This window comes from Streptomyces sp. GL_148, from assembly GCF_057834205.1.
In genome coordinates this window covers 7,917,178-7,934,414 of sequence record NZ_CM174396.1, presented here as the reverse complement: position 1 = coordinate 7,934,414, position 17,237 = coordinate 7,917,178, and the positions used below count along the sequence as shown (strand labels likewise).

Genomic DNA, 17,237 nt, shown 5'->3' with positions numbered 1-17,237 from the left:
CCATGCGGCTGAAGCCCGCACCCGCGGGAACCGCGCGGGTGCGGGCGCCGGGTCACCGGTGCGGCCGCCGCGTCACTTGCGCAGCAGGGCGCAGACGAAGTCCTCCTGGACCTCCCGGACCTGTTCGAGCAGGTCCGGGTTGACACTCAGGGAGGTCTGCGTGGTGATCGAGAAGGTCAGCGAGCGCCGGCCGTCCGCCGTGGCCGCCGCGAGCTGCGTGTAACCGGCCGTGTTGCCGGTGTGGCCGTACACCGTTCCGCAGCGGGTGGTGTAGCGGAAGATCCCCAGGCCCGCCTCGGAGCGGCCGGGGCCGGGGGGCTGGGACAGGGCGCCGGGGATGAACCTGAACTGCTGGCGCCGGGTGCGCTCCGAGACGAGGGCGCCGCCCGCGTAGCCCCGGATGAAGGCCGTCAGGTCCTTCGGCGTCGAGACGATGCCTCCGGACGCCCAGGCCCCCGAGGCACCCACGGCCTCGCTGACGTCGATGGGCCCCTCCTGCGGATCGATCTGGTAGCCGTGGAGGAAGGGGGTGGGCAGCCGGTATCCCTGGGGCAGGCTCGTGGCCCGCAGGCCCAGGGGCTCGTAGACGAGCTCGCGCAGCAGCGTCTCGTACCGGCGTCCGGTGGCGGCCTCGGCCATGAGGGCGACGGCGATGTTGTCGGAGTTCGAGTACTCGTAGCGGCTGCCCGGGGGGAAGGAGAGGTCCTCGTCGGCGACGAACTCCAGCAGGCGACGGGAGTCGAAGCGGTGACGGGGGTCCTGGGAGATGATGTCGATGAACCCCTGGGAGTTCGAGTAGTCGGGCAACCCGCTGGTGTGATTGAGGAGTTGACGGAGGGTCACCGCATGCCACGCGGCCGGCTGTCCGGGCAGCACCTCGCCGATCGTGTCGTCGAGGTGCAGCCGGCCGCGGTCGACGAGCCGGAGGGCCACCGCTCCGCTGAAAGCCTTGGCGACGCTGGCGATCCGCATGTGGTCCGTCGCCCGCGGCGGCCGGCCGCTCTCCACGTCGGCCACGCCCGCCCGGTAGACCTCCGTACGCTCGCCGTCGCGCAGGACGGCGATGACGCCGGGGGGCCCGTCGGGCCGCTCCACCAGCTCCCGCAGCTCCTGGTGGAGGGCGGCCCCGGGGGGCGGATTTCGGTCCGCTCCGGCCTGGGCGGGCTGCACGGAGACGGCGAGAAGGGCGCCGCACGCGGCGGTGGCGGCGGCCAGGCGCAGCGACGGACGGATCCGACCGGAGTGGCCGTGCGGGCGTCGGGACACGGAGGTACCTCCCGGGGAAGACGGACGCGGTGGCCCACGATGGCAGGGGCCGTACCGGCTCCGGCGACGACGCGGCCGCACACCGGTGCGCCGTGGCCCATCCGGCCCTGACGGGCCGGCCGCCTACGGGCCACCTCCGCGGCTACCAGACGGGAATGGGCGCGGGCGCCTCCGTGCCGAGGTCCGGTGCGTCGCGGAGTTCGACGGTGGCCCCGGGCCGGTGGAGTTCGAGGATCACCAGGGTGTTCTCGCCCGCGCGCCACAGGGGACCCGGCGCGTACAGCGTCTTCTGCGGGCCGCGCTCCCAGAACCTGCCCAGGGCGAAGCCGTTCAGCCAGACCATGCCCTTGGTCCACCCGGGGAGGGCGATGAAGGCGTCGGCGGCGCAGTCCAGCTCGACGGTGACCCGGTGGAAGGACGGGCCGTCCGGGAGCGCGCCGTGTCCGAACTCGAGTCCGGACAGGTCGTCGAGGGGCAGCGGCCTGATCTCCCAGCCGAACTGGTACTGGTTGTCCAGCCTGACTCCGTCGCGGATGCCCTTGCAATCGGCCAGCAGGGGCCCGTAGTTGATGCGCCCCTGGTTCTCCACCAGGATGTCCAGTTCCGCTCCCCCGTCGGGCACGGCAACGGTCAGGGCCGCGAGCGGCTCGTCCCGTTCCAGCAGCCCGATCTCCCGTCCGTCCAGGAAGACTTGGGCCCGGTCGGCCAGTCCGTCGATGCGCAGCGCCGCCTCGGGCAGGGGTCCCCGTAGGCGGGTCCGGTAGTGGATCAGGCCCAGGGACTGGCCCGCTTCCTCCATGGTCAGCGGCTCGACGTGGTGCACGGGCTTGGCGAGCGCGTCCAGGGAGTCGGCCAGCGAGACGCGTGCGTCCACGGAGAGCAGCCGGGGAACCACGCGCGGGGGCAGAGCGGGGGGTTCGTGGGTGACGGGGCCGGTGTGGCGGCCGATGACCTCTCGGAAGAGGTGGAACTTCCGGGTGAGTTCGCCGGCCTCGCCGACGGGGGCGTCGTAGTCGTAGCTGGTCACGTCGGGCTGGTATGTGGTGCCGTCGTGGTTGGCGCCGTTCCACCAGCCGAAGTTGGTGCCGCCGTGCCCCATGTAGATGTTCACCGAGGCGCCCGCGGCGAGCAGGCTGTCCAGGGTGGCGGCGGCGTCCTCGGCGTCGCGCGTGTGGTGCGGCTCGCCCCAGTGGTCGAACCAGCCGTGCCAGTACTCCACGCAGACCAGCGGCCCCTGCGGCTGGTACGTGCGCAGGGTCGCGAGCGAGCTCTCGGGGCGCGAGCCGAAGGTCCCGGTGGTCAGGACGCCGGGGATGCGCCCGCCGAGCTGGAAGCCGTGGTCGGCGCCGTCGGTGGTGAACAGCAGACAGTCCAGGCCCCGTCGGACCAGGCCGTCGCGGAGGTGTTCCAGATAGCCGGTGTCGTTGCCGAAGCTGCCGTACTCGTTCTCGACGCCCACCGCCACGACCGGCCCGCCCCGGCTGCCGAGCAGGGGGACCAGTACGGGGGCCAGGGTGTCGAACCACGCGTCGACCGCGGCCAGGTACGCGGGGTCGCGGCGGCGGATCCGGATCGTGCGGTCGGCCAGCAGCCAGCCGGGCAGTCCGCCGAAGTCCCATTCGGCGCAGATGTAGGGGCCCGGCCGGACGATGACGTCGAGGCCCAGATCGCCGGCGGTCCGGATGAAGGCCGCCACGTCGTTCGGCCCGTCGAAGGTGAACGCGCCGGGGCTGGGCTCGTGGACGTTCCAGGCCACATAGGTCTCGATGGTGTTCACGCCCATCGCGCGCAGGCGCAGCAGGCGGTCGGCCCAGAGGTCCGGGTGCACCCGGAAGTAGTGGATGGCCGCGGAGACGATCCGGTGCGGGCGGCCGTTCCGCAGGAAGCCGGTCTCGTCCGTGGCCAGCGTCGTGATCGGCGTCGCAGTCGGCGTCGCGACCGGCGGGTGGGGTGGCTTCACGTGGGCGCTCACTTTCGGTGACTTCCGGTGGTGCTCGACTCGTCGGCCGACGGGGCTCCGGCGGAAGGAAAGCCCCCGCATAGAAAGCGCTTTCTACGGCCACGGATCACGCTAGGCCGAAGCGGCCCGGGGGGTCAAGGGAGATCGCATGGCGGCTCCGCTCCGCCGACCGGTCACCCGCCGCTGCCCGACTGGAGGAAGAAGTCGGTCTTGCGCACCGCGAGGGACTGGGCCATCGCTCGCAGGTCACCGTCGGAAACGGTGGGTCCGCCTCCGGTGAGGACCACGATGGAGCCCTGTCGTCGCGCGATGTACCGGACGGAGTTGTACGTGTCCGAGCGCCAGGTGTCGGGGGCCACTTGTTCGCAGCGGCCCGTGCCGCTCTGCGTGCTGCCGGCCTTGACCTCACACGCGTCCGGAGGCGCAAAGCCCGGCAGTTGCGGTCCGACGGTCACCCGGATGCCGCGTCGTTCCCGGTCGTCGGCGCTGGTGGGGACCGACGACGGGAGGATCAGGTAGCCGAAGGTACCGCTGAAATCGTCGACCTCCGCGAAGTACAACCGGTAGCCGTCCAGCTCGGGGGCGATCAACGGGACCCGGGAGGCGCCGAGTTCCCGCTCCCTGTACGCGGCCACCTGCTGATCGCCGAGCACACCCGTCACCGGCCACAGGAGTACGAGGACTCCGGCGAGCGCCCCCCAGCGCCACACCGAGCCGACTCCGGGAAGCACGACGGCGGGAAGCACCACGGCGGCCGCGGCCGCGTACACCGCGGCCAGGAGGAGCGGAGCGGCGAGCGAACCCCATAGGCCCGAACCACCCGCCCGGTAGGACAGGACCTCGGCCGGCACCGCCAGCAGCGCGCCCGCTCCGGCCACCCCGCAGGCAGGACGGACCCCCGCCACCCGCAGCCCCACCCAGCCGAGCAGGGCCGCGACGACGTGTACGGCCACCATCAGCATGAGGCCGAACCCCAGGCACCCCCAGCCCTCGCTCCGGCAGAAGTCCTCGAAGCCCCAGGGCACTACGGCCACCAGGATCCACAGACAGCCCAGCAACGCGCCCACGCCGGCGGGCCGGATCAACGACCGGATCGACGACCGGATCACTTCCCGGCCCCGCCACCCCGCCCCACCGGCGCCCCCGCCCCCTTGGTCCTGCGCCGTCACGTCCATGCCTGCCGTCCCCCTCGATGGAGATCCATCCGGGTGACCCATCGTGGTACCGCCGCCGTGCTCGCGCCATGAGTACGGGTACTCATTCGCCGAGCGTCAGAGGAAGTGGCCGCTGGCCAGATACGGAGCCGGTTCGGCCATGCCCCGGAGCGCGAGGTATCCCTCCTGGCCGATGTCGAGCCGCGCGGCCAGACCGACGTCGACCGCCCAGTGGTTGGCGGTGGTGATGCAGTTGACGAGCGTGTCGCCCCGGGAGGCGGCCAGGGCTTCCCACAGCAGGTTCTGGGCGGTCCGCGGCTCCGCCGCGGCGAGGAGCACGGCCCGGTTCTCCTCGTCGTCGATGTACGCGTAGCCCGGCCTGCGCAGGTCCTCGGACACGACGAGCCTGAGGCGGTCCAGCATGTACGCGTGGTCGGGGCCGTGGCCGGCCCCGCGGATCTCCTCGTCCAGCCGGTCCATCCATTCGAGGTCCTCCGGCCGGCCCTCCCGGAGCCCGCTGATCGCGGGCAGCGTGGACCGGTCGACGGTGCCGACCATGCGCATCTGCGGGTAGAGCAGGAAGCCCGCCTTCCGGTAGCGCCGGGTCGCTCCCGAGTGCACCGAGGAGGAGAACAGCCCGGGGCGGCCGTCGGCGTGCGCCAGCGCGGCGTCCATCAGCCGCCGGCCGATGGCCTGGCCCTGATACCGGGTCAGTACGCCGTAGGTGGCGAGGTACCAGATCCGGCCGCGGTTCTGCGACATGGCGAACCCGACCACGCCGCCCCCGTCGACGGCGTCCGCATCGACGCCGTCCGCATCGACCGCGACCCAGCAACCCGCGGGATCGGCCTCCAGGTAGAACCGCATCCGTTCGATCCACTGCTTCGACGCGGTTTCCGAACGGGGACGGATCTCCGGTTCGCCGACCCTTCTGCTGCTCTGGTCCGCCTCGAAGAACAGCACCGCCGAGGCTCGCTCCGCCGACGGGAGGTCTTCTTCTCGCGCCGGCCTCACCTGCACTGATTCCATTTCTGGTTCCTGTCCTGGTAGAGCTATGCACGGATGGCGGTTGGACCCGCCGCGGCGTCGGCAGGCTGATGTGTCCACCGACCGGTGGACAAGAAGTTCAGTCGGCCAGACGTCATGCCCGCCACGCCCCGCCGCGCATGATCCAAGCATGAACCGACTACCTGTCAGAATCGCCCGGTGGAGCGCCCGGCACGCAGGGCGAGCGATCGCCTGCTGGTTCTCCTTCGTCATCCTGTGCCTGGGGACCGGCATCGTCGTCGGCACCCATCAGGCCACCTCCGCGGACTTCCGTGTCGGCGAGGCCGGCCGCGCCGAGGCGATCGCCGCCGAGGGCGGCCTGGAGCGCAGGCCCACCGAACAGATACTCATCCGCTCCCGGTCCGGTCCGCCGGACGCGGCTGCGGCCGACGTGGCCGCTCGGGACGTCACCGAGCGAATGCGCCGACTGCCCGGCGTCGACAGTGTCGCCGCCCCCCTCCGCTCCCGAGACGGCGCGGCCCTGATGGTGGCGGTGGTCATGAAGGGCCCCGAGCTGGACGGGAAGAAGAATGTCGTTCCGCTCCTGGAGCAGACCGCGCAGGTGGCAGCCGCCCACCCGGGCCTGATCGTGGAGGAGACCGGCTCCCCGGCCATCAGCAAGGGGGTCAATGATCAGCGGGGCAAGGACCTGGCCCTGTCGGAGCGCCTCACGCTGCCCATCACCCTTGTCACCCTGCTGCTCGTGTTCGGCTCCGTCGTGATGGCGGGCGTCCCGTTGCTGCTCGCGCTCTCCTCGATCGCGGCCGCCCTCGGACTGTCCATGGTCGCCTCCCACGTCCTGCCCGACCCCGGCGTCGGCACCAACATGATTCTGCTCATCGGCCTCGCGGTCGGGGTGGACTACACCCTCTTCTACCTGGAGCGGGAGCGCGAGGAGCGGGCCCGCGCCCAGGGCCGGCTGAGCTCCGAAGCCCTGGTCGAGCTGGCGGCCGCGACCGCGGGACGGGCCATCGTGGTCTCCGGGCTCGCCGTGATCGTGTCCACCGCTTGCCTCTACCTCGCCACCGACGTCATCTTCTCCTCCCTCGCCACCGGGACCATCCTCGTCGTCGCGGTGGCCGTCGCGAGCTCGCTGACCGTACTGCCCGCCCTGCTGGTGAAGATCGGGCGCCGCACCGAGCGCCGGGCGGCCCGTGCCGCGGAACGCCGTGTCCGGCGCGGCGACCAGAACCCCGTCCGGCTGACCTGGCCACGCCGGCCGCGCCGTGGCGGCCTCAAGGCTCACGCGGGGACCGGACGACTGTCCGGCGCCCTGCTGAGGCCTGCCCACAAGCGTCCCGTGCTCACCCTGTGCGTGTCCGTGCTGGTCATGCTCGGCCTGGCCGTACCCGCGTTCGGCCTGAAGCTCGTCGATCCGGGCCGGGACACCTTCTCCCGGGACATCCCCGCCATGCAGGTCTACGACCGGCTCAACGCGGCCTTCCCCGAACTGGCCACCCAGCACCGGGTCAGCGCCCGATCCACCCCTGAACGCGCTGGTGAGGTCCGCGAGGCCTTGACGGAGCTCGGCCGGCGTGCCCAGAACGATCCACTCTTCGACAAGACCGCAACCGCCGAGCCGAAGATCCTGACCTCGGCCGACGCGCGGATCAGCGTGCTGGAGCTGGCCGTTCCCTTCACCGCCACCTCGGAGGAGGGTGTCGCGTCACTGACCAGGCTCCGCCAGGAGCACCTGCCCGCGACGGCCGGCGCGCTGGCGGGAGTCGAGACGGCCGTATCGGGAGACGTGGCCCGTGGCCGCGACTATGTGGATCACGAGAACGGCAAACTTCCCCTGGTTCTTGGGTTCCTGCTGCTGGTGACCTTCCTGATGACCCTCTGGGCCTTCCGGTCGGCGGTCATCGCCCTGATCGGGGTACTGCTCAACCTGCTGTCGGCGGGCGCCGCCCTCGGCGCTCTCGTCGCCACCTTCCAGGGGACGTGGGCCGAAGGCCTGCTGGGCTTCGACTCCCTCGGTGCGATCGCTTCCAGGGTCCCGTTGTTCCTCTTCGTCATCCTCTTCGGACTCTCCATGGACTACCAGGTGTTCGTCGTCAGCCGGATCAAGGAAGCGATGGACAACGGGATGACCGCCCGCGAGGCGGTGCTGGACGGGATCAGCCGATCCGCAAAGGTGGTGACCAGTGCGGCCATCGTGATGGTGACGGTGTTCGGGGCCTTCGTGGCCCTGCACCTCACCGAGATGAAGCAGATGGGCTTCTGCCTGGCCCTCGCGGTCCTGCTGGACGCCGTGGTGGTCCGGCTCATGGTCCTTCCCGCGCTGCTCCTTCTCCTCGGGGACCGGGCGTGGCGGCCGCTGCGTCGCACGCCGGCTGCGAGCGACGGGAAGAGCCACCTGCCCGACACCCGCCCGCGGCAGAACGTAGGCTGACGATCATGCTGCAACGGCCCCGGCACGGCGACCCGTTCTGGATGTGGATGCTCCACTGGTGGGACGTCCTGTCCTGGGCGGTCATCGGGCTCCTGTTCCTCCTCACCGCACTCGCCGATCTCCCTGGTGCGGTGAAGTACGGGTCGCTCGCGCTGCTGGCCCTGCTCGCCTTCAGCTACGCCTTCGTCAGGCGGCTGCCCGGAAATCCCGTCCGCGGCGGCTACGCCCACCTGATCGTGCTGCTCGTGACCCTGGCGGCCCTCTCGTACCTGCGCGACGGATACGGAGTCCTCTACACCCTGGCCCTGCCGCAGTTCGTCATCTTCGTCGAGAACCTCCGGGCGGCGATCGTCCTCAGCGGCCTGGGTGCCGCGGCGATCACCCTCGGTGGCACCCTGCGGCAAGGCTGGGGCGCCGAGAACCTCACCACGAACACCATCTCCTCCCTCGCCGTCTACGCGGTGAGCGTCCTGATCGCGCTGCTCACCCCGAGGGCGCTCGCGGCCCGCGACGAACGGGACCGGCTGCGGGCGGAGTTGAACAGCGCCCAGCTCGACCTGGCCGCGGCCCACCGGTTCCAGGGCGCGGCGCAGGAACGCGAACGCCTCGCCCGGGAGATTCACGACACCCTGGCCCAGGGGTTCGCCTCCATCATCGTGCTGGCGGAGGCGGCCCGCTCCGGCCTGGAGAGCGATCCGGCCCGCAGCGCACAGCAGTTGCTCTCCATCGAGCAGACCGCGCGGGAGAACTTCGCCGAGGCCCGGGTCCTGGTCGGGGCCGCCCCACAGAGCGGCCTCACACCGGGATCCGTCGCGGTGACCCTGCGCCGGACCCTGGACCGCTTCTCCGAGGACACCGGGCTCCACGTCATCTCCGACCTGGCGGAGGTCGAGTGTGACCAGCCGACCCGGATCGCGCTGCTTCGCTGCACCCAGGAGTCCCTGGCCAATGTCCGCAAGCACGCGGCCGCCTCGACGGTGGACGTCGTCCTCGCGCAGCGGCCGTACGGTGTGGAGCTGGAGATCACCGACGACGGCCAGGGCTTCGCCGTCGAGGACGCCCGCGGGTTCGGTCTCGGCGGCATGAGGAAGCGCCTCGCCGAACTCGGCGGGGACCTCACCGTCACCAGCTCTGTCGGCGACGGCACCCGCATCCTGGCCCTGATCCCCACGAACGATGAGGCATGACATGACGACCCCAGAACCGTCCTTGCGCGTCGTGGTGGTGGACGACCACACGGTCATGCGCGCCGGAGTCGTCGCCCTGCTGGCCTCGGAACCGACCGTCGACATCGTCGGCGAAGCCGGGGACGGCCGTGCCGCCGTGGAACTGGTCGAGCGCCTGCGGCCGGACGTCGCACTGATCGACCTGCGGATGCCCGTGCTGGACGGGGCGAGCGCCACGGCCGAGATCATCGCCGGCCCGGCCCCTACCCGGGTGCTGATCCTGACGACGTACGACACCGACGAGGAGATCGAGCGCGCGGTCGAGGCCGGGGCGATCGGTTACCTGCTCAAGGACACCACCCGCGAGCAGCTCGTCGATGCCATCCACTCCGCGTCCCGGGGCGAGACCGTCCTGGCCCCCCGGGTCGCGGAGCGGCTGGTGGCCCGGATGCGCCGGCCCGCCGTCGTGCCGTTGACCGCCCGCGAGGTGGACGTGCTCAACGCGGTGGCGGACGGGCTGTCCAATGTGGAGATCGGCCGACGGCTGGTCATCGCCGAGGCCACGGTCAAGACCCACCTGCTCCGGGTCTTCGCCAAGCTGGACGTCAGCGACCGGACCCACGCGGTGGTCGTGGCCATGGAGCGAGGACTACTGGTCCGCCGCTGACGTCCCTCACCGGGCGCGGTCGTCCTACGTCAGCCCCGCAGCGGACCTTCGCAGGTGTACGGCGAGGTGCCGGAGCTTCCGGCGATCGCGGCCGGGCCGAACCAGCAGTTCATGTCCTGGAAGTTGGTGCCGCTGCCGAGTGCGCGCTCGATCAGCCGGCTGTCGGTGGCAGCGGACATGTCCTTGAAGACCAGGTCCGGGTTGGTCGCGCCGCTCAGCGTGGCCGTCAGCTGACCCGTGCACACGAATCGCCGGTTGGTGCCGGCGGCGCCCGTGTCCGCGCACTGGGACGTGGTTCCGCTCGCCGCGGTGAGCGCCGACTGCACCTGGGACGCGGTGTCGTGGGTCAGGGTCCCGGTGGGCTGGAACACCGTGTTCGGCACGTACAGGTCGCCGACCTTGGCGATCTGCTCGTCGAGGAAGGCGTCGTAGCCGCTCTGGACGGCCGCGTCGGCGCCGAGGCGGATTCGCCAGGCGTCGAATCCGGTGACGTCGTTGGACCGCAGGAACCGGTACATGGCCTGGAGTTCGGAGGGCTTGTCCCGCCACAGGTACTCGTAGAAGGTGCCGGCGTAGTCGTAGAACCGGAAGCCGTCCCCGGCGTAGGTCGCGTGCAGGAGCTGGTCCACGGTCATCCGCGGGCCGCCGGCCGCCGTGTCCTCGATGACCCCCTGGACCAGGGACTTGCGCACCGCGACCCCGTCGTCGCGGGTGGCGCCGTCGAAGAACTCCGCCGTCCCCTCGTCCATCGCCGTGGTCCGGTCACCGCTGTACCAGGCTCCGGAGCCGAAGGTGCCCGGGACGGCGAACCGGCCGTTGAGGTAGTGGGCGTACTCGTGCCGGAACAGCTCCTCCAGGGTCAGGGAGGAGTCCTGGGGCACGCGCCGCTGGTACGTGTAGAAGGTCGCCGTGGACTCGATGTACATGCCGCCGTTGTCGGTGCTGAGACCGGTGAGGACCGGCTGGTAGGCCACGTAGTCGGCGCGCGAGGCGTAGAGCACGATGTTGAGGGTGGTGTTGGTATCGCCCGCGAGCGGCTGATCGGTGCCGAGGACGCGGTGGAACTGCGTCTTGACCTGCTTGCTCGCGTAGTAGAGCTGGTCGACTGTGGCCCGGTCGAGCGCGGTGCGGACCTTGAGTGCGCCCTTGTCGTAGGTGTACGTGTACGGGAAGAGCCGCGCCTCCAGTTCGGCCTTGCACTTCGGCGAATGGCAGGCGCCCCCGCCGGCGGCCTGGGTGGCGTTCGCGGCGGTGGCCACCCGCTCCACACGGTCGTGCTTGTCACGACCGGACGTGGACTTGGCCGGCGCGGGTTCCGCCTTCGCCGCGGCAGCGGGTGCGGATCCCGGAGCCGGCACGGCGGCGGCTTGGGCGATGGGGAGCGCGGACAGTGCGAGCGTCGCGGCTATCGCGGCGGTGAGCAGGGAGGTACGCACGGATCTCGGAGCGCGCAAGGAGGTCTCCTGACGGGGCAGCAGGGGCGGATGGGGCAGTGACGCGTAACATAGCAATGTGAAATTGCACTGAGAACCCCCCGTGCGCCATGGGCTTTTCCCGGCCCGTACGAGAGGCGACCCGGGACGGATGGCCCACCGATGACTGGCCCCATGACGGCGGTCTTGTGCGCGACGACGCACCTCCACATACTTCACTGGCAGCGCCTGTCAGGGACACGCCAATCCCTGAATGCGCCTCACAAGGCGGCCCCCAACCCCATGGGCCCCGACGCTCCGAGGAGGAGATCAGTGAGGATCACGCGCACCAGTTCCCCCACCCGCACAGCACGGCGAGCCACCTTCACCGCTGTGGCCACGGGCCTGTTGACGGCCGCCGCGCTCACCGTGCCCACCGCCCAGGCAGCCGCTCCGCAGACCTTCGGGGCGACCCAACTGGCCAAGGTCGACCAGGCCGTTCTGGGCGCCGATGTCGGCGGCACCGCCTGGTACGTCGACCAGGCGGGCGGCCGGGTCGTCGTCACCGCCGACAGCACCGTGTCCGCCGCCGGCCTCGCGAAGATCAGAAAGGCGGCGGGGGCCGAGGCGGGGGCGCTGCGGATCGAGCGCACCCCCGGGACGTTCAGCCGCCTGCTGGGTCCGGGCGATGCCATCTACGGCGGCGGCTACCGCTGTTCGGTGGCCTTCAACGTCGTCAGTGGCAGCACGTACTCCTTCCTGACCGCCGGCCACTGCGGCAACGTGGTCAAGACCTGGTACACCAACTCCGCCCAGAGCACGCTGATCGGCCCCACCGTCGGGTCCAGTTTCCCGGGCAACGACTACGCGCTGGTCCGCTACGACAACGCCTCGATCAGCCACCCCGGCGGCTTCACCGCCGCCGACGCCTACGTGGGTGAGCCCGTCAAGCGCAGCGGCTCCACCACCGGCACGAGGAGCGGAACGGTCACCGCCCTGAACGCCACCGTCCACTACAGCGGCGGCGGCACGGTTCGCGGCATGATCCAGACCAACGTGTGTGCGGAGCCCGGCGACTCGGGCGGCGCACTGTACGACGGAACGAAGGCCCTCGGCATCACGTCCGGCGGCAGCGGCAACTGCTCGGTCGGCGGTACGACGTTCTACCAGCCCGTGCCCGAGGCACTCGCCAAGTACCGGGTATCCCTCCTCTGAAACCAGCCGGCAGCGGTCCGGGGGCTCCGTCCCCCGGCAGCCCGGAAAGTGCCCGCCCCGGCCTCACGCCGGGGCGGGCACCTCGGCGGAGGGGGCCAGGAGCGGGGGGCCGAGCGGAACGGCCTTGCCTCACGGTCCATGATCAACTCTTAGCGGGCCCGCGCACGGAAGCGAAGCTTCCCCGAACGGGCCGGCTTCACCATCTGGGGGCTGACGCTCCAGGCCCGCTGACGCCTGTGGGCCGGTACCGGATGGCGTAACGTCTCTGGCCCTCGTTCCGGGCATCGACCAGCATGGGGACAGCTGGACCGGCGGACGAGATGGGCACGCATGCGCGCCACTGAAGGCAACCAGGATTATCCCTTCGCTGTCACGAACACGGCCGCGGCGCTGCTGGACGGTGCCGGGACGGTCGTCGCCTGGACGCCGGCCGCCGAGGCCCTCCTGGAGCTCCGGTCCGCAGACGTGTGCGGCCGGCCGGCACGGGAACTGCTGGCGGACGCGAGCAGCTGGGAAGCGGTTCTGGCGCAGCGGAGAGAGGGAGGGGTGGCGGGGTGGGAGGGCCGGGCCACGCTGCGGCGCGGCTCAGGAGGCCGGCTGGAGATCGGCTTCCGTGTCGTTCCGCTGAACGAAGGCACGCCGGGGAACCCGGCCCGCTGCCTCGTGCTCGGCGCACCCCTGGAGCTCGTCGCCCGATGGCGGCAGGACCACGCCTTCACGCACGAACTGTTCCTGCAGGGCCGAGTGGGCCTGGCCGTCTTCGACACGGACCTGAAGCTGCTTCGGACGAACACGCACCTGTTGCCGTACACCGGGGTGCCCGTCGACCTGAGGGGCCTGCGCCTCGCCGACTTCCTGTGGGCCGAGGACGCGCGGATCATCGACGACCGCCTGCGGGAGGTGCTGCACAGCGGGAGCCCCCTGATCGGCTTCAACGCCACCGCGCGCACCTTGGACGACGCGAGAGGCGGCCGGGTCATGACCATCCAGGCGTTCCGGCTGCAGGAACCCGACGGACGTCCGATGGGTGTGGCGGCGGTGTTCACCGACGTCACCGACCTCGAGCGGTCGCGTGGGCGCCTGGACCTGCTGTACCGCGCGACGGGAGCGCTGGGCGGTTCGCTGTCCGTGCTGCGCACCGTCGAGGACCTGGTCAAGGTCCTGGCGCCCGCGTTCGGCGACTGCGCCGCGGTGGATCTGGCGGAGACCGTTCTGACCGGCGGTGAGCCGCCCGCCGACGGGCAGCATCTCGCGCTGCCCCTGATCCGGATGGCCGTCGCCGGAGCGGAAGCGGACGTGCTGCGTAGGGGTACGTCCCGCTTCACCGCTCCTCTCGCGGCGGGCGGGCCCGGCCCGGCCGCGCCCGCGGCGCCGGAATGCCGGGGAGAGCTGGTCACCGGCCTCGGGATCCGGTCGCCGGGGCCCGGGAGCGACGATGCCCCCACGTGGGCGACCGCCGTCCCGGGTGCGCATTCGGCGATGACGGCGCCACTGTGCGCACGGGGCATCGGGTTCGGGAGGCTCACGCTCTGGCGCACGGGGGACGCTGCCCCGCTGGACGGGGACGACCTGGCGCTGCTGGAGGAGATCGCCGCCCGCGCGGCCGTCGCCGTGGACAACGCGCGGCGGTACACCAAGGAGCGCCGCACCGCCGTGGGCCTGCAGCGCAGCCTTCTGCCGCCGGCCACCTCGGATACGCCCGCACTGGAAGCCGCCGGCCTCTACCTGCCCGCCGACGCGGACAGCGGAGTGGGCGGCGACTGGTTCGACGTCATCCCGCTGTCGTCGGCCCGTGTCGCCCTGGTGGTCGGGGACGTCGCCGGTCACGGGCTGCACGCCACGGCCATGATGGGGCGCCTGCGCAGCGCCGTACGCGCGATGGCGGACCTGGAGCTGGAACCCGAGGAACTGCTGGCGCACGTCGATGACATGGTGCTGCAGGTCGCGGCCGAGGCGGAGAGCGGCGATTCGGAGGACGGTGACGCGGGCGCGCTGCCGCCCGGCGGACCGGCCGGTGCCACCTGCCTGTACGCCGTCTACGACCCGGTCACCCGAAGGTGCGTCATGGCCAGCGCCGGACACCCGCCTCCGGCCGTGGTCAGCCCGGACGGAACCGTGGAGTACGTCGACCTGAGCCCCGGGCCGCCCCTGGGGGTCGGCGGCTGGCCCTTCGAGCCGGTCGAACGCGATCTGCCCCCGGGGAGCGTCCTCGCCCTGTACTCCGACGGCCTGATCGAACGCGGAGCGGGGGACATCGACCAGGGAATGAGCGACCTGGCGGACCGCCTGCTGGCCGCGGACGTGCTCGGCCGGCCGCTGCGTCAGGCCCGGCACGACATCGTGGAAGGACTGCCGGCGGGACGGCTGAGGGACGACGTCACCCTCCTGCTGGCCCGTACCCGGGTGGTGGACGACGACTCCGTCGCCACCTGGCTGCTCGACGCCGACCCGGCGATCGTCGGCAGCGCGCGCCATCTCGTCCTGGACCAGCTGACCGCCTGGGACCTCGACGAGCTCGCCTTCAGCACGGAGCTCATCGTCAGCGAGCTGGTCACCAACTCCATCCGCCACGCCGGTGGCCCGGTCCGGCTCCGGCTGATCCGGGCGGACACCCTGACGTGCGAGGTCTCCGACTCCAGCAACACGCAGCCGAGGATGCGGCGTGCGAGGAGCCACGAGGAAGGCGGCCGCGGCCTGTACATCGTCGCCCAGCTCTCGCACCGCTGGGGCAGCCGCTACACGGCGGGGGGCAAGGCCGTCTGGTCCGAGCAGAGCCTGCCCCCCGCGTGACGGGCACCTGTGCGTCTGCCGCTACGGCGCGGCCACGGGCATGACGTGGCCCAGCAGGCCCTCCTTCGTGTAAGGCCCCTCGCAGTCGGCCCTGTTCGAGACGAAGTGGTCGAATACGGAGGGTATGTAACACCGGTAGAGGGGCAGCGAGCCCGGCACCGCCCTGGTGTACACGTATCCGACCGCACCGAGGGGCTGTTGGCCCTCGCACCCCGGGTCGGCGGTCAGCAGCGAGTGGTTCGCCACCTTGCACTCGTAGAGCCGGACCGTGCCGGGCGCGGGGTCGCGCAGCACCTTCCAGACCCCCTCGTGGGTGAACCCGGAGGGCAGGGACCGCGAGGACGCCAGGTGCCCGGCGTGGGGGCGGTAGCCGCGGACCAGCGGTACGTACGGGGTGGTGTGGCGGCCGGCGCCCTCCCAGGTGCGCAGGTAGCCCTCGGCTCCCCGCATCAGCTCGTCCACCACGTCCTGGCCGCCGGTGACCCTGATGTCCTCGATCCAGTCGGGTACGAGGCCGTAGTGGGTGCCGCCGCCGTCGGTGTTGACGTCCCAGACGCGCGAGCCGGTGACCTGCCGGTCGAGGAGCGAGCCGCCGTCGGGGCTGCGGAAGGGGTAGCGGACGGGGTCGCCGGCCGTGGCCCGGGGGCCGGGGAGCCAGGCGAAGCCGTTCATGTCGGTGCCGATCCCGTACCCGGCACCGTACGTGGCGCGCAGGGCGGCGTGCCTGCGCGCCTCGGCGGCGAACGCGGGCGCCTCGTACATGTGGCCCGTGATGAAGCCGCCCAGGCGGTAGACCCGCTCGGTCCAGCTGTCGTCCATCCAGCCGTGGGTGGAGAGCACGCCGGAGTAGCGTTCGGTTTCGAGCACGCGCAGCGCCTGGTTGGCCGCCTTGACGCTCATGTGGTCGATTTCCAGCATCATGTGGCGCTTGGTCATGCCCAGCACCGCGTACTCGCCCAGTGCGGTCAGGCCACGGCGGTTGCACTGCGCGGCGGCCTGCAAGGAGGCGCCGTACTGCGGCAGTTCGACGCCTTCCGGCAGGGCTCCCCGGATCCGGGCCTCCGCCTGCGCCTGCGCCTGCGCCTGTGCCTGCGTCTCGGAGGTGCCGGGGTCCTCGGCCGTCACGGCGGCACGTACCTCCGCATGGCCCTCGGCGGCGAGTCCGAAGCCGATCGGGTTGTCGTGCGCGGCGCCGGGGCAGGGCTCCGTGCTCCAGAAGGTGCCCGTCGACAGGAACTGGCCGACGTTGATGGCCATGCCCTGGGTGCCCGAGTCGAACCGGACGCCGCACAGGGCGTTGTCGAACTTGTGGCAGAGGAACATGCTGCGCACGCCGAGCCGGTGCAGTTCGTCGAGGCCGCGGTCGATGTCGGCCATGGTGCAGCGGGCGCCGTCCAACACCTGCTTGCAGCCGAACGGTTCGGAGGTCTCCACCCCGAGCACGACGGCGAGCTTGCCCTCCTGGATGACCTTGCGGGCCTGGCCGGGCTCGGTGACGACCCGGAACCAGCCCTTGCCGGCGCCGCCGTACATGGTGTCGACGTGGTCCTGGAGCTCGTACGTCTTCTGGATCTGGAGCCTGATCGCGGTCATCTCGTCGCAGCCGCGGTCCTTGAAGAAGTAGAGCGAGCAGATGACGCCGTTGGTGACCATGTCGTTCACCAGGATCCGCTGGCCGCCCCGCCAGGCCCGCTCCACCCAGGCGTAGTACGTCTGCTGGTGGGTGGCGGAGTCGTGGGCCGGCCAGTCGCGGAACGTCGGCCAGCCGGTCGGGTCGTGCCGGCCGTCACCGCCCTTGGTGATCATGTCGAAGAGGGCGAGGACGCCGTTCGGGTAGTGCTCGGGGCAGTCCTTGAGGGCGTCCGCCACCCCCGCCGCGGAGAAGGTCTTTCCGCAGACCAGCCGTCCTCCGAAGCCCTCGTCGGACATCAGGTGCACGTGCCCGTCGACGTATCCGCGGACCCGGCCCTGGTCGTCGGTCCCGGTGAACGGCTCCCCCGTGACGTTGACCTGCGAGTCGGGGGCCGGGCGCGCCACGGGTTCCCACCACTGCGGGCCCGCCGCCGCGCCGGCGGTCGGGGGGCCGAGCAGCAGGGCGACCAGTGCGAGGACCAGGCCGGTTAACAGGTACCGGCTTCGCCCGGGGGCTCTTCGTCGGTTCATCCCCA

The 17,237-nt window shown here is 71.6% G+C and carries 10 protein-coding genes and 1 pseudogene; 5 read left to right on the top strand and 6 right to left on the bottom strand.

The window, feature by feature from the left end:
• Positions 1-72: 72 nt before the first annotated feature.
• The 4 genes from AC3IYI_RS35790 to AC3IYI_RS35775 form a co-directional block, all read right to left on the bottom strand.
• A complete protein-coding gene (locus AC3IYI_RS35790) occupies positions 73-1,266 on the bottom strand; it encodes a serine hydrolase domain-containing protein (protein WP_489407591.1) in 1,194 nt (397 codons plus the stop codon).
• A 142-nt stretch (positions 1,267-1,408) separates the two neighbouring features.
• Positions 1,409-3,226, bottom strand: coding sequence for a glycoside hydrolase family 35 protein (locus tag AC3IYI_RS35785; protein ID WP_489407590.1), 1,818 nt, complete (start codon positions 3,224-3,226; stop codon positions 1,409-1,411).
• A 173-nt stretch (positions 3,227-3,399) separates the two neighbouring features.
• Positions 3,400-4,311, bottom strand: a complete 912-nt coding sequence (locus AC3IYI_RS35780) for a hypothetical protein (RefSeq protein ID WP_489407589.1) — start codon at positions 4,309-4,311, stop codon at positions 3,400-3,402.
• Positions 4,312-4,497: 186 nt separating this feature from the next.
• Positions 4,498-5,409, bottom strand: coding sequence for a GNAT family N-acetyltransferase (locus AC3IYI_RS35775; RefSeq protein ID WP_489407588.1), 912 nt, complete (start codon positions 5,407-5,409; stop codon positions 4,498-4,500).
• 148 nt (positions 5,410-5,557) lie between these two features.
• Here AC3IYI_RS35775 and AC3IYI_RS35770 point away from each other — a divergent pair, with 148 nt between their 5' ends.
• The 3 genes from AC3IYI_RS35770 to AC3IYI_RS35760 are packed head-to-tail and all read left to right on the top strand — an operon-like array spanning position 5,558 to position 9,652.
• Positions 5,558-7,819, top strand: coding sequence for an MMPL family transporter (locus AC3IYI_RS35770; RefSeq protein WP_489407587.1), 2,262 nt, complete (start codon positions 5,558-5,560; stop codon positions 7,817-7,819).
• Positions 7,820-7,824: 5 nt separating this feature from the next.
• Complete coding sequence (locus AC3IYI_RS35765; protein WP_489407586.1) at positions 7,825-9,006, top strand: sensor histidine kinase; 1,182 nt, start codon at positions 7,825-7,827, stop codon at positions 9,004-9,006.
• A gap of 1 nt (position 9,007) precedes the next feature.
• Positions 9,008-9,652 (top strand): response regulator, encoded by a 645-nt coding sequence (locus tag AC3IYI_RS35760; protein ID WP_489407585.1) that lies wholly within the window; start codon positions 9,008-9,010, stop codon positions 9,650-9,652.
• A 29-nt stretch (positions 9,653-9,681) separates the two neighbouring features.
• On the opposite strand, the pseudogene AC3IYI_RS35755 reads toward AC3IYI_RS35760, so the two are convergent.
• A pseudogene (locus tag AC3IYI_RS35755) lies at positions 9,682-10,851 on the bottom strand (collagenase); the annotation flags it as partial.
• Between the two features lie 546 nt (positions 10,852-11,397).
• On the opposite strand from AC3IYI_RS35755, the gene AC3IYI_RS35750 reads away from it, so the two are divergent.
• Positions 11,398-12,279 (top strand): S1 family peptidase, encoded by an 882-nt coding sequence (locus AC3IYI_RS35750; RefSeq protein ID WP_489407584.1) that lies wholly within the window; start codon positions 11,398-11,400, stop codon positions 12,277-12,279.
• Positions 12,280-12,609: 330 nt separating this feature from the next.
• Positions 12,610-15,069 carry an ATP-binding SpoIIE family protein phosphatase gene (locus AC3IYI_RS35745; protein WP_489407583.1) on the top strand — a complete coding sequence of 820 codons (2,460 nt, stop codon included), beginning with the start codon at positions 12,610-12,612 and terminating at the stop codon, positions 15,067-15,069.
• A 21-nt stretch (positions 15,070-15,090) separates the two neighbouring features.
• Here AC3IYI_RS35745 and AC3IYI_RS35740 read toward each other — a convergent pair whose 3' ends face one another.
• Complete coding sequence (locus tag AC3IYI_RS35740) at positions 15,091-17,232, bottom strand: discoidin domain-containing protein (RefSeq protein ID WP_489407582.1); 2,142 nt, start codon at positions 17,230-17,232, stop codon at positions 15,091-15,093.
• Between the last annotated feature and the right edge of the window lie 5 nt (positions 17,233-17,237).